This window comes from Xanthomonas sp. D-36-1 (genome assembly GCF_017746155.1).
Taxonomy (GTDB): domain Bacteria; phylum Pseudomonadota; class Gammaproteobacteria; order Xanthomonadales; family Xanthomonadaceae; genus Xanthomonas; species Xanthomonas cissicola.
Window position 1 is genome coordinate 1 of the sequence record NZ_JAGHWR010000055.1, and the last position, 13901, is coordinate 13901.

The window sequence follows — 13901 nt, forward strand, 5'->3', positions numbered from 1 at the left end:
GTTGATCAGACCTTCCTTAGAAGTGGAGTGCGAACTGCTGCGTCACGATGGGCAATCGCGCTGGCACCTGGTGCGCGCGCTACCGGTGCGCGGCGACGAGGGCAGCATCAGCGAGTGGATCGGTACCTACACCGACATTCATGACCGGCGCGCATTCGAACAGCAATTACGCGAAAGCGAAGTGCGCTTCCGTGCGCTCTGCGAGACGGTGCCAGCGATGATCTGGATGGCCGACGCGCAAGGCGATTGCGTGTACTGGAATCCGCGCTGGTACGACTTTACCGGACAGGGGGAAGACCAGGCCCTGGACCAGGGCTGGTGGGATGTGATGCATCCCGACGATGCAGCACGCGTGCGGCACGCCTTCGAACAGGCGCTCGATCAACGCGGCGAATTCCTCGCCGAATACCGCGTGCGCCGGCACGATGGGCAATACCGTTGGTGCATCGACACCGCGTCGCCGCACTTCGCCAGCGACGGGCGTTTCCTAGGGCACATCGGCTCGCTCACCGACATCTCCGAACGCAAGCACATCGAAGATGCCACCGCCTCCGACCGCGCGATCCTGAGTTTGATCACCACCGGTGCGCCGTTGCCGGCGGTGCTGGATGCGATCGCACTGAGCGTGGAGGCACGTGGTGAAATCCCGTTGTACTGCTCGGTGATGGTGCGCGATGAGGTCCGCCACACCTTGAGTTTCGGCTCGGCACCGCATTTTCCGATCGAGTACCGCGGGCACTTCGAGCCCTCGCCGATCGGGCCGGAGGGTCCGCCCTGCGCCCTGTCGGCGCATCTGGGTCGTCAGGTCATCTGCACCGATATCCAGGCCGATGCAAGCTTCAGCGCCCACCATGCGATCTCGGCGGCGATGGGCATCGCCGCGTGTTGCGTCACCCCGATCCTGGCCAGCAACGGACAGGTATTGGGCACGCTCAATATCTATTACGACCGCCCTCACCTACCATCCTTACGCGAGCAGGCGATGGCGCGCTCGGCCTCGCACCTGGCCGGCATCGTCATCGAACGCACCCGGGTGGATGCCAAGCTCAAGCTGTCGTTGCAGGCGGAAACCGCCGCGCGCGCGCAGGCCGAGCATGCCAACCGGGTCAAGGACGAATTCCTGGCAACGCTCAGCCATGAGTTGCGCACGCCACTCAACGCGATCCTGGGTTGGTCCCGGTTGATGCAATCGGACATCGCAGATCCGGCCAATCTGGGCCGCGGACTGGTGATCATCGAACGCAGTGCGCGCGCGCAGACGCAGATCATCGACGACCTGCTGGATATGAGCGCGATCCTGTCCGGCAAGATCCGCCTGCAGGCCGAGCATTTCGATATTGCAGGGTTGGTGCGCAGCGCGCTGGAACTCATGCAGCCGACCGCGTTGACGCGCAAGATCGCACTGGAGCTGGATGCGCCTTGCGATGGCGAACTGTGGTTCTTCGGCGATGCCGGGCGACTGCAGCAGGTGCTGACCAACCTACTCAGCAATGCGCTGAAATTCACTCCTGCCGGCGGCACGGTGCGCGTGGCGATGGACGTCGAAGACGAGCGCCTGCGCCTGTGCGTGCAGGACACCGGGATCGGCATTGCGGCGGAGTTCCTGCCGCATGTGTTCGACCGTTTTCGTCAGGCCGATGCAGGCACCACCCGACGCGTGGGCGGCCTGGGGCTGGGCCTGTCGATTTCGCGTCAGTTGGTGGACCTGCATGGCGGCAGCCTGGGCGCGTCCAGCGCGGGCGAAGGCCACGGCGCGCTATTTACCATCGTGTTGCCGTTTCAGCACGGGGTGAGCGACCTGCGCCCTGCCTCGGCAGATACCCCCCACGTGGGCGCGCTGCCGGACGAGTGCCGCGACCGCCTGGCTGGTGCGCGCGTCCTGCTGGTCGACGACGATCAGGATTCGCGCGAAGCGGTGATGCAGTTCCTGATGCTGGCCGGCGCGCAGGTGCAGGCTGCCGGGTCGGTGGACGCTGCCGAGCACTGCCTGGCGAACGCGCACTTCGATGTGTTGGTCAGCGATATCGCGATGCCAGTGCGCGATGGCTACGATCTGATCCGCACGGTGCGTTCGGGCCGCGCCGATCTGCCACGGCATATTCCGGCCGTCGCCCTCACCGCCTATGTCCGCGAAGAAGACCGCGACCGCGCGGTAGTGGCCGGCTTCGATGCGCACATGGGCAAGCCGGTGGAACCGCCAGGCCTGGTCGATCTGATCGAACGCTTGATCTTGCCGACACGCAGTACGAGATGAGGCCTGATAGCACCAGAGCATGGCTGGCCAGCACCTTGTCGTTGATTGACCAAATCAACGACACCTCGCGGCATCGGGTGCTTTCACTTTCTACAGCACTGAGAGAGTGAAAAGCTTGCTTGGCCGAGTGCGCGGTGCCCTCGCCGTTCGCAGGACACGCCGTGAACCCGTCCTTGGGGGCCCGATGGCGGCAGGGACACCGCACCAGACAGTTTGCTGGGCTTGTTGAAAAGCGAGGAACACCGCGTCGTTGGTTGCTAGCTGCGTTGAAAACTCTGCATACCGACCAACTCCACTGGTCCTTGCCCGCTCACCGTCGCGTGACCCTTGGCGGCATGGATGCCGCCAAGGAGCTTACAAGGACGTACTTGCAGCGTGTCCTGCGATGGTGAGCGGGCAAGGGCCCTGCAGCCAAGCCGCAGATCAGCCCATTACGACGTTAGATCCATGCCACGCCACCGAACCACGCCGATCAACCAAACCATCAAAAGCGCGACTTAGCTACGTTTGGCACGCGCGAATGCCGCTGCCAGCGCATTGTCTGCCGGCGGTGCGGTGATCCGCGGTTTGCTGTTGGCCTGCGCCTGACCGCGTCCACCACCATCGCGCCTGCCCTGCCCCGGACCGCTGCCGCGAGCATCGCGCGGTTGCGCAGAGCCATCCGCCGCTGGCGGCGTATCGGACAAACGGCAGGTCAGCGCGATGCGCTTTCGCGCCACATCCACTTCCAGCACCTTGACCTTGACGATGTCGCCGGCCTTGACCACATCGCGTGGATCCTTGACGAAGGTTTCCGACAACGCCGAGATGTGCACCAGTCCATCCTGATGCACGCCGATATCGACGAACGCACCGAACGCGGCCACATTGCTGACCACACCTTCGAGCACCATGCCCGGCTTGAGGTGCTTGATGTCCTCGATGCCTTCGGCGAACTGCGCCGCCTTGAACTCGGGGCGCGGATCGCGGCCGGGTTTTTCCAGCTCCTTGAGGATGTCGCGCACCGTCGGCACACCGAATTGGTCGTCGGTGAACATCTCCGGCTTCAGGCCACGCAGAAAACTGCCGTCGCCCAGCAATGCCTTGATCGGCTTGCCGGTGCTGCCAACGATGCGCTCGACCACCGGATACGCTTCCGGATGCACCGCCGACACGTCCAGCGGCTCGTCGCCATCGGCAATGCGCAGGAAACCGGCGCATTGCTCGAAGGTCTTGTCGCCCAGCCGCGGCACCTTGAGCAAGTCCTTGCGCCGCTTGAACGGGCCATTGTCGTCGCGGTGACGCACGATATTTTCCGCTACCGTGCCCGACAAACCGGACACGCGCGACAACAACGCCGCCGAGGCGGTATTGACGTACACACCGACCGCGTTGACGCAGTCCTCCACCCGCGCTTCCAATGCCTTGGCCAGACGGTATTGATCCACATCGTGCTGGTACTGGCCCACGCCGATCGCCTTGGGCTCGATCTTCACCAGTTCGGCCAATGGATCCTGCAGACGGCGCGCGATCGACACGGCACCACGCAGCGATACATCCAGATTCGGAAATTCCTTGGCCGCGAACTCCGAGGCCGAATACACCGATGCGCCCGCCTCGCTCACCACCACCTTCTGTAATTTGGCCGCGCCGCACAGCGCAATCGCCTCACCGGCCAGCTTGTCGGTCTCGCGGCTGGCGGTGCCGTTGCCGATCGCGATCAGCTCCACGTTGTGCTGCATGCACAATTTTTTGATGGTCTGCAGCGACTGATCCCACTGCCGCTTCGGCTCGTGCGGATAAATCGTTTCGGTGGCCACCAGCTTGCCGGTGGCATCGACCACGGCGATCTTGCAACCGGTACGGATGCCCGGATCCAGCCCAAGCACTACGCGCGGGCCTGCCGGCGCCGCCAACATCAGGTCCTTGAGATTGTCGCCGAACACCGCGATCGCCTCGGCCTCGGCCTTTTCGCGCGCCTGATTGAACAGGTCCAACAGCAAGTGCATATGCAGCTTGGCGCGCCAGGTCAGCCGGCACGCATCCAGCAACCAGCGATCGGCCGGACGGCCTTCGTTGGAGATACCGGCATTGCGCGCCACGCGGCCTTCGGCGTACTGGTGCCCGGCCTCGGCATCGCTGCCCGGATCCAGATCCAGGTACAGGATTTCCTCGCGGCGTGCGCGAAACAGCGCCAGCAAGCGGTGAGAGGGAATCTTCGCCAGCGTTTCGGCGTGATCGAAGTAATCACGATACTTGGCACCGGCCTCTTCCTTGCCCTCGGCGACCCGTGCGCGGATCACGCCGTTATCGCCTAGCCAGCTGCGCAGCTCACCGACCAGTGCGGCATCTTCACCCCAGCGCTCCATCAGGATGGCGCGCGCGCCTTCCAGCGCCGCCTTGCTGTCGGCCACGCCCTTTTCGGCATCGATGAAGGCCGCCGCGGCCACGTCCGGGGACTGCGTCGGGTCCGCCAACAGGCCATCGGCCAATGGCTCCAGCCCGGCTTCGCGTGCGATCTGTGCGCGGGTGCGGCGCTTGGGCTTGTAAGGCAGGTACAGGTCTTCCAGTCGCGACTTGGTGTCGGCCGCCACGATCTCGTTGCGCAATTCATCGCTGAGCTTGCCCTGCTCGCCGATGCTGGACAGGATCGCCGCGCGGCGCTCTTCCAACTCGCGCAGATAGGTCAGGCGCGTTTCCAGATTGCGTAGTTGCGTGTCGTCCAGGCCGCCGGTGACTTCCTTGCGGTAGCGGGCGATGAAGGGGACGCTGGCGCCCTCGTCGAGCAGGGCGATGGCGGCGTGCGCCTGGGCGGGTTGGGCACCGATCTCATCGGCGATGGTGCGAGCAATCTGCTGGGCAAGCTGGCTATCGTGCATGACGGCGCGGCGTAAACCGCTTCACTGAAAAATGCATTTTCGCAGTGCCGGCCCGCCACGGAAACCCGTTGACAACGCCGCCGTAAACCTATGCAGCCGCGCTCAGCTGACCTGACGTGCGTAATGGGTGGCGGCACGTTCGACCAGAATGCTTTCGTGCAGCGATTCCAGCGCCATCACGCGCACCTTGCCGACATCCTTCAGCGGCACCATGCGTTCGACATACACCTCCGGGCCAGCATCGGTCATCGCGCGCGACTTGCTGAAACCGTAAGGCACCACGCCCTTGTCGCCATCTTTGCTGCCACCGACGTACAGGACAATCGACATACCCACACCCTCTTCTGCTGCTGTTGCTGCGTTGTGGTGGGAGGATACCCAGCGCGCCGTGAGGAGCTTTCCACGCACGTTAACGCCGGCTGTTTGCCGTTTGGTGACGGCGGCAAGGCCGGGCTCGCCTCACGGCCGCTTCACCCCGCTTGGCCGTCCAATCGCCATCCGCCTGCTCGCTGATCGACACCGCATGGACCTCAAAAGTGGCTACCCGTTCTGGTCGATCCGCAACGGGTTGATGCGCGCCTACCCGCGCCTGGAGCAAGACACCGTCTGCGAAGTCGCCATCGTCGGTGGTGGCGTGACCGCTGCGCTGATTGCGCACGAATTGCTGCGCCATGGGCACGAAGTGGTGGTGATCGAACAGCGCGACATCGGCTGGGGCAGCACCTCGGCCAGCACCGCATTGCTTCAATACGAAATCGATACGCCGATGATCGAACTGGCCAAACAGCACGGCATGCAGGCAGCGGCGCTGGCCTATGGCGCCTGCGCGCAGGCCATCCTCGACCTGCAGGGCCTGTGCAATACCTTCGGCGGCACCGACTTCACGCGCCAGGACAGCCTGTACTACGCCAGCCGCCCGCGCGACATAAAAGACCTGCGCAGCGAGCTGGAGGCCCGCAAGGCGCACAAACTGCCGGTGGAATGGATCGAACGCGAGCCGCTCTGGCACAACTACGGCGTGCACTCGGATGGCGCGATCCTGAGCCGCCTGGCCGCCAGCGTGGACCCGTACCGCCTCTGCTACCGCCTGTTTTCCGAGTGCGAGCAGTACGGCGTACGCATCCACGACCGCACCGCCATTGCCTCGATCGAACCGCACGAGCCGCACGTCGACCTGCGCACCGAAGACGGTGTGGGCGTGCGTGCCCGTCACGTGATCCTGGCGGCCGGCTATGGCAACCAGCGCTGGCTCTCGCAGCCGGTGGCGCGCAATCGCAGCAGCTACGCCTTCGTGACCGACCCCCTGCACGACAGCGACATGGGTGCGCTCAAGCACACCATGATGTGGGAAACCGCGCGCCCGTATCTGTACGTGCGCAGCACACCGGACGGGCGCGTGGTCGCTGGCGGAGAAGACGACAGCATCGACATTCCCGCGCGCCGCGACGCACGCGTGCAGAGCAAGCTCAAGACGCTGCTGAAGAAAATTGGCAAGACCATGCCCGATATGCGACTGCGCCGTGCGTTCGCATGGGCCGGCACCTTCGCAGAGACTGCCGATGGATTGCCGTTCTTCGGGCCGCATGCCGAACTCGGTCCGCGCGTGTCGTTCGCGATGGCCTATGGCGGCAACGGAATTACCTATAGCGCCATTGGTGCAGGCTTATTGCGCGCACAACTGGAGAGCACGCCTCATCCGCTGTCCGGATTGTTCGGCTTCTCGCGCTTGGGTTGAAACTCCCACGGCCACCAACCATGGCCATGCATCGCGTACGTATCGGCAGCCCGCTCCAGCGGGTTGCGCACATGGATACCGCCGCACAGAAAATATACGGGCAGAAACAGTGGCCCCAGCAGCATGTACTGATAGACATGCGCGCGCTCGTGGTCGCCCAGGCGCACCGGTGGATGTCGGCAACGGCCTGCGGCGTGCGCGTAGGTACTGCACTGCAGGTCGAGCGATGCACCGTTGAGCAGGATCACGTTGCCCAATGTCATCGCGCCACCCGGGCCCCATGGCCAGGCGCGGAAGACCACGGCGTGTTCCCGCGGCGACCAGACGGGACGCGCGCCAAAACACCATCCGGCCGCGCCGATCGCAAGCCCGATCAAGGTATTGGGCAGCGTCCACACCGCGCCAAGCGCCTGCAATGCAGGCAGCCCGCGCATTACCGGCTTCAATCGGCCTGGTTGGGGATCAGCAGCCACAGGATCAGATAGACCAGGATGCCGGGAAACGCGGCCGAGGCGATCGATACGATCACGAACAAAATGCGCAGCAGCGTGGAGCTCCAGCCAAAACGGCGCGCGATGCCGCCAACGACACCGGCGATCATGCGATCGTTGAGGGAGCGGGACAGCGTGGTGTAGACATGGCAAGACTCCTGCAGAACGTAGCCAACAGTCTAGAAAACGCGGCCGCTGCGGATCGTGACGGCCGCCGGGCCTGCTCAGCGCAGCGTCACCTGCGCGTGCAGGCAGCGATCTCAGGCATTGCCGCCACGTTCCTGCAGCCAGCGATGGATTGCTACCGGCACCTCGCGCTGCGCACGCCCGGAGACGTAGATCCCGATATGCCCGCCACGGAAGCTCAGTTCGCTGTAGTCGTCGCTGCCGACCAGCCCTCCTAGCGCCCGTGAAGCGTCCGGCGGCACCAGGTGGTCGTGTTCGGCGTAGATATTCAGCACCGGCATGTCGAGCGCCTGCAGATCGACCGCCTGCCCCCCGATGCTCACCTGCCCGGTGACCAGCCCGTTGCGCTGATAGAACACGGTGACGAATTCGCGGAAAGCCTCGCCCGCCAGGTCGGGCGAATCGAAGATCCACTTTTCCATGCGCAGAAAATCTTCCAGCGCCTGCTTGTCGTCGAGGATGTCGAGCAGGCCCACGTATTTCTGCAGATTGAGCCGGAACGGCTTGAGCATCAGGTAACTGGCGTTCATCAGATCCGCGGGCACGTTGCCCATGGTGTCCACGAACAGATCCACATCGACCATGCGAGCCCAGTTGGACAGCATGTTGTCGGGAGTATGGAAATCCACCGGCGTCACCATGGTGATCAGGTTGCGCACCTTGTCGCGTTGCAGCGCGGCGTAGCACAACGAGAACGTTCCGCCCTGACAGATGCCGAGCACATCCATCGCGTCCAGCCCGGACTGCGCGCGCAGATGATCCACCGCGCCGTCGATGTAGCGCAGCAAATAATCTTCCAGGGTGAGGTAGCGCTCGGAGCGGTCCGGGTAGCCCCAATCCAGCACGTAGACGTCCTGGCCGTGACTCAACAGCCCTTTCACCAGCGAGCGGTCCGCCTGCAGATCGACCATGTAGGGGCGATTGACCAATGCATAGACGATCAGCAGCGGCGTCTTGGCCACCGGCGCCTGCTCGCCGATGAAGCGATATAGCACCACCTTGCCGTCGCGCCAGATTTCTTCGCGCTCGGTGACGCCGTAATCCACATCGTCCACGCCCGGCAGCAGCTTGAGCCCTTCGCGCAACTTGCGTTGCATCGACAGGGTTTCCTGCATCAGGTCTTCGGCGCTGAATCCCAATGGGCCTTTCATGCCTGCGCTCCACGTTTTTTAGCTGCGGCGCGTTTGCGGGCCGCAGGCTCGGGCGAGGATGTCGCGCCACCGTGCCTCTTGGGCGAGGTCGTTTTCGTCGACTTAGCAACGGCTGGCGTCTTTTTGGGAGCCGCCTTTTTCGTCGCGGTCTTGTCGACGGGCGCCTTCTTCGATGCACCCTGCTTGACTGCCCGTGCTGCGCCGGCCGGCCGCGCGACAGCGCTGGCCCCGGCGGACGACGCGCGCTTGCCCGCTGCCGGTGTCTCCGGTGCACGCTGCGCCGATGCAGCGGGCTTGCTCGCCGGCGAAGCTGCGTTACGCAGCATCCGCCTGACCAGGCGTTCCAGTTCGGCAATGCGGCGATGCGCGGCGTCCATCTCCGAACGTGTGGGCATGCCGAAGCGTTCGCTGAGTTGCTCGACCTCTTCCTGCAGCGCAGCGCGCAGGCGCATGTGCGCGTTGGCAAAGCCGCCGTACACCTTGCCGAACTGCTCCGACAAGGCGACATCGGCATAGGACTCTTCGGCCGCTTCGATCCATAGATCGAACAGGGCGCGGGCGCTGGTCAACTGGCTGCCGCTGCTCTCGTGCTCGCTCAGCTTGGACGCGAAACGCGCAAACGCCTGCTCGATCGAGGCCTTGAGTTGCTCGCCATAGGCCTCCGACTGGGCCTGGAACTCCTGCTGCGCGCGTGCCAGTTTCTGCAGGCGCGACTGGTGGTTGCGGTTCAACCCGAACGCCGGCATGTCCAGCCAGGGCGCATTTTCCTCGCGCCACTTTTGCAGCGCTTGCGCCGCGTCCTGCAGCCACGGGTCGAACCCGCCCGGGCTGCCGCCGCGCAGCGAACCCAGCGTCCACTGCATCAGCTGCTCGCCCTGCCCTTGTACGGCCTGGCGCCAGGCATCGGCGACTTCATTGGCCGAGGTGTCGTGCCCGGCAAACTGCGCGGCCACCTGCTGCATGGTGCCGAACCAATCGCCGGCCTGGGTGCGAAAGCGGTCGATGGCTTCCTGCGCCTGCGGGGCGGCCTGGGTGGGCAGCACTTGCGACCACCAATCCACGGCCTTGCGCCAATCCTGCGGGGCGTCGCTACCGGACGTGGGCGGCGGTTGTTGCGCAGCGGCGCCGGCCTGGCCGTGGCGCATGGCATCTCCCCAGGCAGCCCAGTATTGGCGCGCCTTGTCGTCGAAGTTGCCGTTGTCCGAACCGCTGCTTGCCATCATCCCATCCAGTGACCTTTACCCAGCCATCCTACCGCGTGCGTCGCGGTGTGCCGCTCAGGGTTTGGGGATACGCAGCGTCTTGCTGATCATCAGCGAGCCGGACACCGCAAACAGCAGCACCAGCGGATGGAACTGCCATGGCCCCAGCTGCCATTGGCCCCACCACAAGGTGTCGCCGATGTGCCCGCTGCTGGCGGCAACCGCGAGCAGGATCACCAGTACCAGGCTGGTCGGAATGGGCGTGCCTTCGAAATACGGCACCTTGTCGGCCTCGCCAGCGATCTCTTCGGCAGTGACGTTGTAGCGCGCCAGCCGGCTGACCCCGCAGCAGACGAAATAGCTCAGCACCAGCCAGTCCCAACCGCCGCGCATGCCGCAGGCATAGCCCAACGCCGCCGGCGCCACGCCGAAGGAGATCACGTCCGCCAACGAATCCAGTTCGCGGCCCAGCGTGGACGACGCTTTGCGCCAGCGTGCCACGTGCCCGTCCAGCGCATCGAACACGAACGCCAGCGGGATCAATGCCATGCCAAGCAGCAGATCGCCGCGATGCCCCTCTTGCAGGAACCGCATGGCCGCAAACACCGCACCGGTGCCGCAGAACGCGTTGGCAAGCGTGAACCAGTCCGCGAGTTGGAAATCGCGCAGCATCGAAAAATGGCGTTTCATGCGGAACCTAAGGTGAGCAAGACACAAAGGGTAACGCGCGCGCGCCATGCAGGCGACCGTTTCGCTGCACTCGGCTAGGCTGGCGATCCGCGTGACCGCTCCCGGCCGCGCACGACTTCACGAGGACATCCGATGCGCAGCATCCTGATCACCGGCGCGGGCAGCGGCATTGGCGCCGGTATCGCCACCCAACTGGCGGCCGACGGCCATCATCTGCTCGTCAGCGATGTGCAGCTAGCGGCCGCCGAGCGCACGGCGGATGCATTGCGCCAGGCAGGCGGCTCGGCGGAGGCGCTGGCGTTGGACGTGACCGATGCAGACAGCATTGCGCGGGCACTGGCCAATGCATCGCGCGCCCCGCAGGTACTGGTGAACAACGCCGGCCTGCAGCATGTGGCCGCACTCGAGGAGTTCCCGATGCAGCAGTGGGCGCTGCTGGTGGATGTGATGCTCACCGGCGCCGCACGCCTCAGTCGCGCCGTGCTGCCCGGCATGCGTACGGCCGGCTATGGCCGCATCGTCAATATCGGCAGCATCCACTCGCTGGTGGCCAGCCCATACAAAAGTGCGTATGTGGCCGCCAAGCATGGCCTGGTCGGCCTGACCAAAGTCATCGCGCTGGAAACCGCCGATTGCGACATCACCGTCAACACGCTCTGCCCCAGCTATGTGCGTACGCCGCTGGTGGAACGGCAGATTGCCGATCAGGCGCGCATCCGCGGCATCACCGAGGACGAGGTGGTGCGCGATGTGATGCTCAAGCCGATGCCCAAGGGCGCCTTCATCGACTACGACGAGCTGGCCGGCACCGTGGCGTTTCTGATGTCGCATGCCGCGCGCAACATCACCGGGCAGGCCATCGCCATCGATGGCGGCTGGACGGCCCAATGATCACACTGGCGAAATTTTGATCAGCCATCGCGCGTGCCAGATGGCGCAGGGGGTCCGCGCACTTGTCCACAGACTTGCGCAGCGTCCATCCACAGGGGGTGTGGAGAAGTGGGCGAGGCCTGCCGTTCTGCGGAAAACCGAGAGACTCCCCGACGCTCGATCTGCAACGCCGAACGGTTGAGCCTGGCTGGACTGAATGCTGCGCTGCCAGCCGGCACGGCTCGCCGATCGGATGTGCAGCGCTGGTCCGCTGACCTATCTCCCGCGCCGAGGACGTCGATCTACAGCAGTCGGGCCCGGCTAGATCTCTGCCGGCGCAGTGCCGGCGGCACGCGCCCCACGCTGTGCACGCGCAGCGATCAGATCCGCGAATACGTCCACGACTGCATGCGCCCGTCGCGATAGGGCATGACGCCGTGGAACGGGCGCGGATCGCCATCAAATACCAGCGGCAGGAAATTGCGGTCGCCTTCCCACATCGGCACCTGATCCATCCGCTCGATCGCGATCCACTCCAGCGTCCCCTCCGGATTGGAGATGTGCGGTGTGCCCTCGAAGCTGTGGATCAGGAACACGAAGCCCAGCCAGTCTTCGCCCTGCTTGCCGAAGCCCGGCCAGCTGATGGTGCCGCGCAACTGCATCTGGCCGCAGTCGACGCCGGCTTCCTCGCGTATCTCGCGGCGCATGCAAGCCAGCACGTCTTCGTCCGGCTCCATCTTGCCGCCCAGGCCGTTGTATTTGCCCAGATGCTGGTCGCCGGGGCGGGCATTGCGATGGATCATCAGCACCTGGGTGCCGTCCGGCGACAACAGGTAGCCGAGCGTGGCGACAATCGGGGTATAGGGCATGGCATGGGATCTGACACGAAGCGCATCAGTATGACTGAAGCGACATGCGCACGCGGCGGCAACGCCGGCTCAGCCGACGGCGGCCTGCGGGTTCGGGCGCGGCGGTGCCACGCGATCGGTATCCAGGCGCAGGGTCGCAACGCCGTGTCCGCGTTCGGCCAAATACTCCAGCCACTTGCCCAGAAACGTATTCATGCGCATGCGGTGGCTGATCAGCTCGGCCGGCGGCGGGAACATGCCCATCACGTCCTGCCAGCGCCGACCGACATAGCAATGCGTGGTCTCGGCCTGGCGCGCATCGCGGTACAGCCGCACATACGCCGACGGGTCCGGCTCGCCGGTGACCGGGTCGCACAGGTCGTAGGTCAGGCGCAGTTCCACCGTGTAGCGGTGGCATTCGATCACGTCCAGCCGCAGGTTCAGGCCATCGCCGATCGAGGACACGTACGAGCCCGGCGCCAGATCGGCCGGGGCAAATAACCGGGTCAGATGTTGGAAGTTTTCTGCATACAAGCCCATCAGCCAGCCGAAGCGGCTCAGTTTGGGAATGCGTTCGAGTTTGCTCAGTGCTTGCGCCATGGACCGATCCTACACGCTGCGCCGCCGCACGGGCAGCATTGACGGGGGCCCAACGACAGGCCTACCTTGGTGGAGCACTGCCCCGCCCGCTTTACTCCCCTAGCCGCCGCCGCAACGGCACCGGTAGCGCTCCATCCGGTGCGCACGTTCGCAAGAGCCTCGTGGCGGCTGCCAAGCCTGATCCCCGATCAAAACATCTCGCGCTGCAAGCCCAGAGTGGACAACACCTTGCTGGAGATTTCTTCGATCGAGGTGTTGGTGGTGCTGAGCGAGGGAATGCGCTCCATCTGGAACATGCGCTCGGCGATCGCCACTTCACGCCGGCAGGTCTCTGCCGCGCTGTAGCGCGAATTGGCGCGCCTCTCCTGACGAATTTGCTGCAACCGCTCAGGATCAATGGTCAAACCGAACAACTTGCTGCGGTAATTACGCAACCGCGGAGGCAACTGCTCGTTTTCCAGATCTTCATCGGTGAGCGGATAGTTGGCGGCGCGAATGCCGTAATGCAAGGCCAGATAGATACAGGTCGGTGTCTTGCCCGCGCGCGACACCGCCACCAGGATCACATCGGCCTCGTCGTAATTGAGCGCAATGCCATCGTCATGACTCAGCGCGAAGTTCATCGCGTTGATGCGGCGGTGATAGGTTTCGAAGTCGACCATGCCGTGCGCGCGGCCCACGCGCGAATGACGCGGCGCATTGAGCTCGCGCTCCAGCGGCTCGATGAAGGGTGCGAACACATCCAGCATCAGCGCGCCACTTTCGGCCAGGATCATGCTCAATTGTGGATCGACGCACGAATTGACCACGACCGGGCGCACCTGGTACCGCTCGCCTGCGGCGCGCACACGCATGGCCGCATCGCGCGCTTTATCTGCATCATCGATGAACGACATGCGGTCGGTGACGAAGTTGAAACCGCTGAACTGCGTGAGCAGGCTATGCCCAATCGTTTCAGCGGTGATACCGGTTCCATCGGAGACGTAAAACACCGGCCGAATTGTTGACATCAAGAC

At 64.5% G+C, this 13901-nt stretch carries 13 protein-coding genes; 3 read left to right on the plus strand and 10 right to left on the minus strand.

The genetic code is table 11. From position 1 onward, the window contains the following. Positions 1-2254 (plus strand): PAS domain S-box protein (locus tag J7367_RS14870; protein ID WP_057659488.1); only part of this gene is annotated, 2254 nt, incomplete at its 5' end. A gap of 497 nt (positions 2255-2751) precedes the next feature. Here the strand turns inward: J7367_RS14870 and J7367_RS14875 are convergent. Beyond that, positions 2752-5112, minus strand: coding sequence for a Tex family protein (locus J7367_RS14875; RefSeq protein ID WP_022559161.1), 2361 nt, complete (start codon positions 5110-5112; stop codon positions 2752-2754). Positions 5113-5214: 102 nt separating this feature from the next. Further along, a complete protein-coding gene (locus tag J7367_RS14880; RefSeq protein WP_017157548.1) occupies positions 5215-5442 on the minus strand; it encodes a hypothetical protein in 228 nt (75 codons plus the stop codon). Positions 5443-5635: 193 nt separating this feature from the next. Here J7367_RS14880 and J7367_RS14885 point away from each other — a divergent pair, with 193 nt between their 5' ends. Then, on the plus strand, positions 5636-6847 hold the full coding sequence (locus J7367_RS14885) for an FAD-dependent oxidoreductase (RefSeq protein ID WP_057659486.1): 1212 nt from the start codon (positions 5636-5638) through the stop codon (positions 6845-6847). Here the strand turns inward: J7367_RS14885 and J7367_RS14890 are convergent. The 5 genes from J7367_RS14890 to J7367_RS14910 form a co-directional block, all read right to left on the minus strand. Continuing rightward, positions 6805-7281 carry a hypothetical protein gene (locus J7367_RS14890; protein ID WP_007964398.1) on the minus strand — a complete coding sequence of 159 codons (477 nt, stop codon included), beginning with the start codon at positions 7279-7281 and terminating at the stop codon, positions 6805-6807. The two genes, J7367_RS14885 and J7367_RS14890, sit on opposite strands and share 43 nt — an antisense overlap. Before the next feature lie 8 nt (positions 7282-7289). After that, complete coding sequence (locus J7367_RS14895; protein ID WP_057659484.1) at positions 7290-7448, minus strand: PspC domain-containing protein; 159 nt, start codon at positions 7446-7448, stop codon at positions 7290-7292. 150 nt (positions 7449-7598) lie between these two features. Continuing rightward, positions 7599-8675 (minus strand): class III poly(R)-hydroxyalkanoic acid synthase subunit PhaC, encoded by a 1077-nt coding sequence (locus J7367_RS14900; RefSeq protein WP_057659482.1) that lies wholly within the window; start codon positions 8673-8675, stop codon positions 7599-7601. Continuing rightward, the gene (phaE, locus tag J7367_RS14905; RefSeq protein WP_057659480.1) at positions 8672-9898 is read right to left on the minus strand and encodes a class III poly(R)-hydroxyalkanoic acid synthase subunit PhaE; all 1227 of its coding nucleotides are present in this window, start codon (positions 9896-9898) and stop codon (positions 8672-8674) included. The genes J7367_RS14900 and phaE overlap by 4 nt, the downstream gene beginning before the upstream one ends. Positions 9899-9952: 54 nt before the next feature. Next, a complete protein-coding gene (locus J7367_RS14910; protein WP_007964395.1) occupies positions 9953-10615 on the minus strand; it encodes a CDP-alcohol phosphatidyltransferase family protein in 663 nt (220 codons plus the stop codon). A gap of 84 nt (positions 10616-10699) precedes the next feature. Between J7367_RS14910 and J7367_RS14915 the strand changes: the two genes are divergently transcribed. Next, entirely contained in the window at positions 10700-11458 is a 759-nt protein-coding gene (locus J7367_RS14915) for a 3-hydroxybutyrate dehydrogenase (protein ID WP_057659478.1), read from the plus strand. 359 nt (positions 11459-11817) lie between these two features. Here J7367_RS14915 and J7367_RS14920 read toward each other — a convergent pair whose 3' ends face one another. The 3 genes from J7367_RS14920 to J7367_RS14930 all read right to left on the minus strand — a co-directional run bounded on the left by J7367_RS14920 (position 11818) and on the right by J7367_RS14930 (position 13895). Beyond that, positions 11818-12306 (minus strand): 8-oxo-dGTP diphosphatase, encoded by a 489-nt coding sequence (locus J7367_RS14920; RefSeq protein WP_057659476.1) that lies wholly within the window; start codon positions 12304-12306, stop codon positions 11818-11820. Positions 12307-12375: 69 nt separating this feature from the next. Beyond that, positions 12376-12885 (minus strand): DUF1249 domain-containing protein, encoded by a 510-nt coding sequence (locus J7367_RS14925; RefSeq protein WP_007964391.1) that lies wholly within the window; start codon positions 12883-12885, stop codon positions 12376-12378. Between the two features lie 188 nt (positions 12886-13073). Further along, positions 13074-13895 (minus strand): pyruvate, water dikinase regulatory protein, encoded by an 822-nt coding sequence (locus tag J7367_RS14930; protein WP_003482830.1) that lies wholly within the window; start codon positions 13893-13895, stop codon positions 13074-13076. Positions 13896-13901 lie beyond the last annotated feature (6 nt).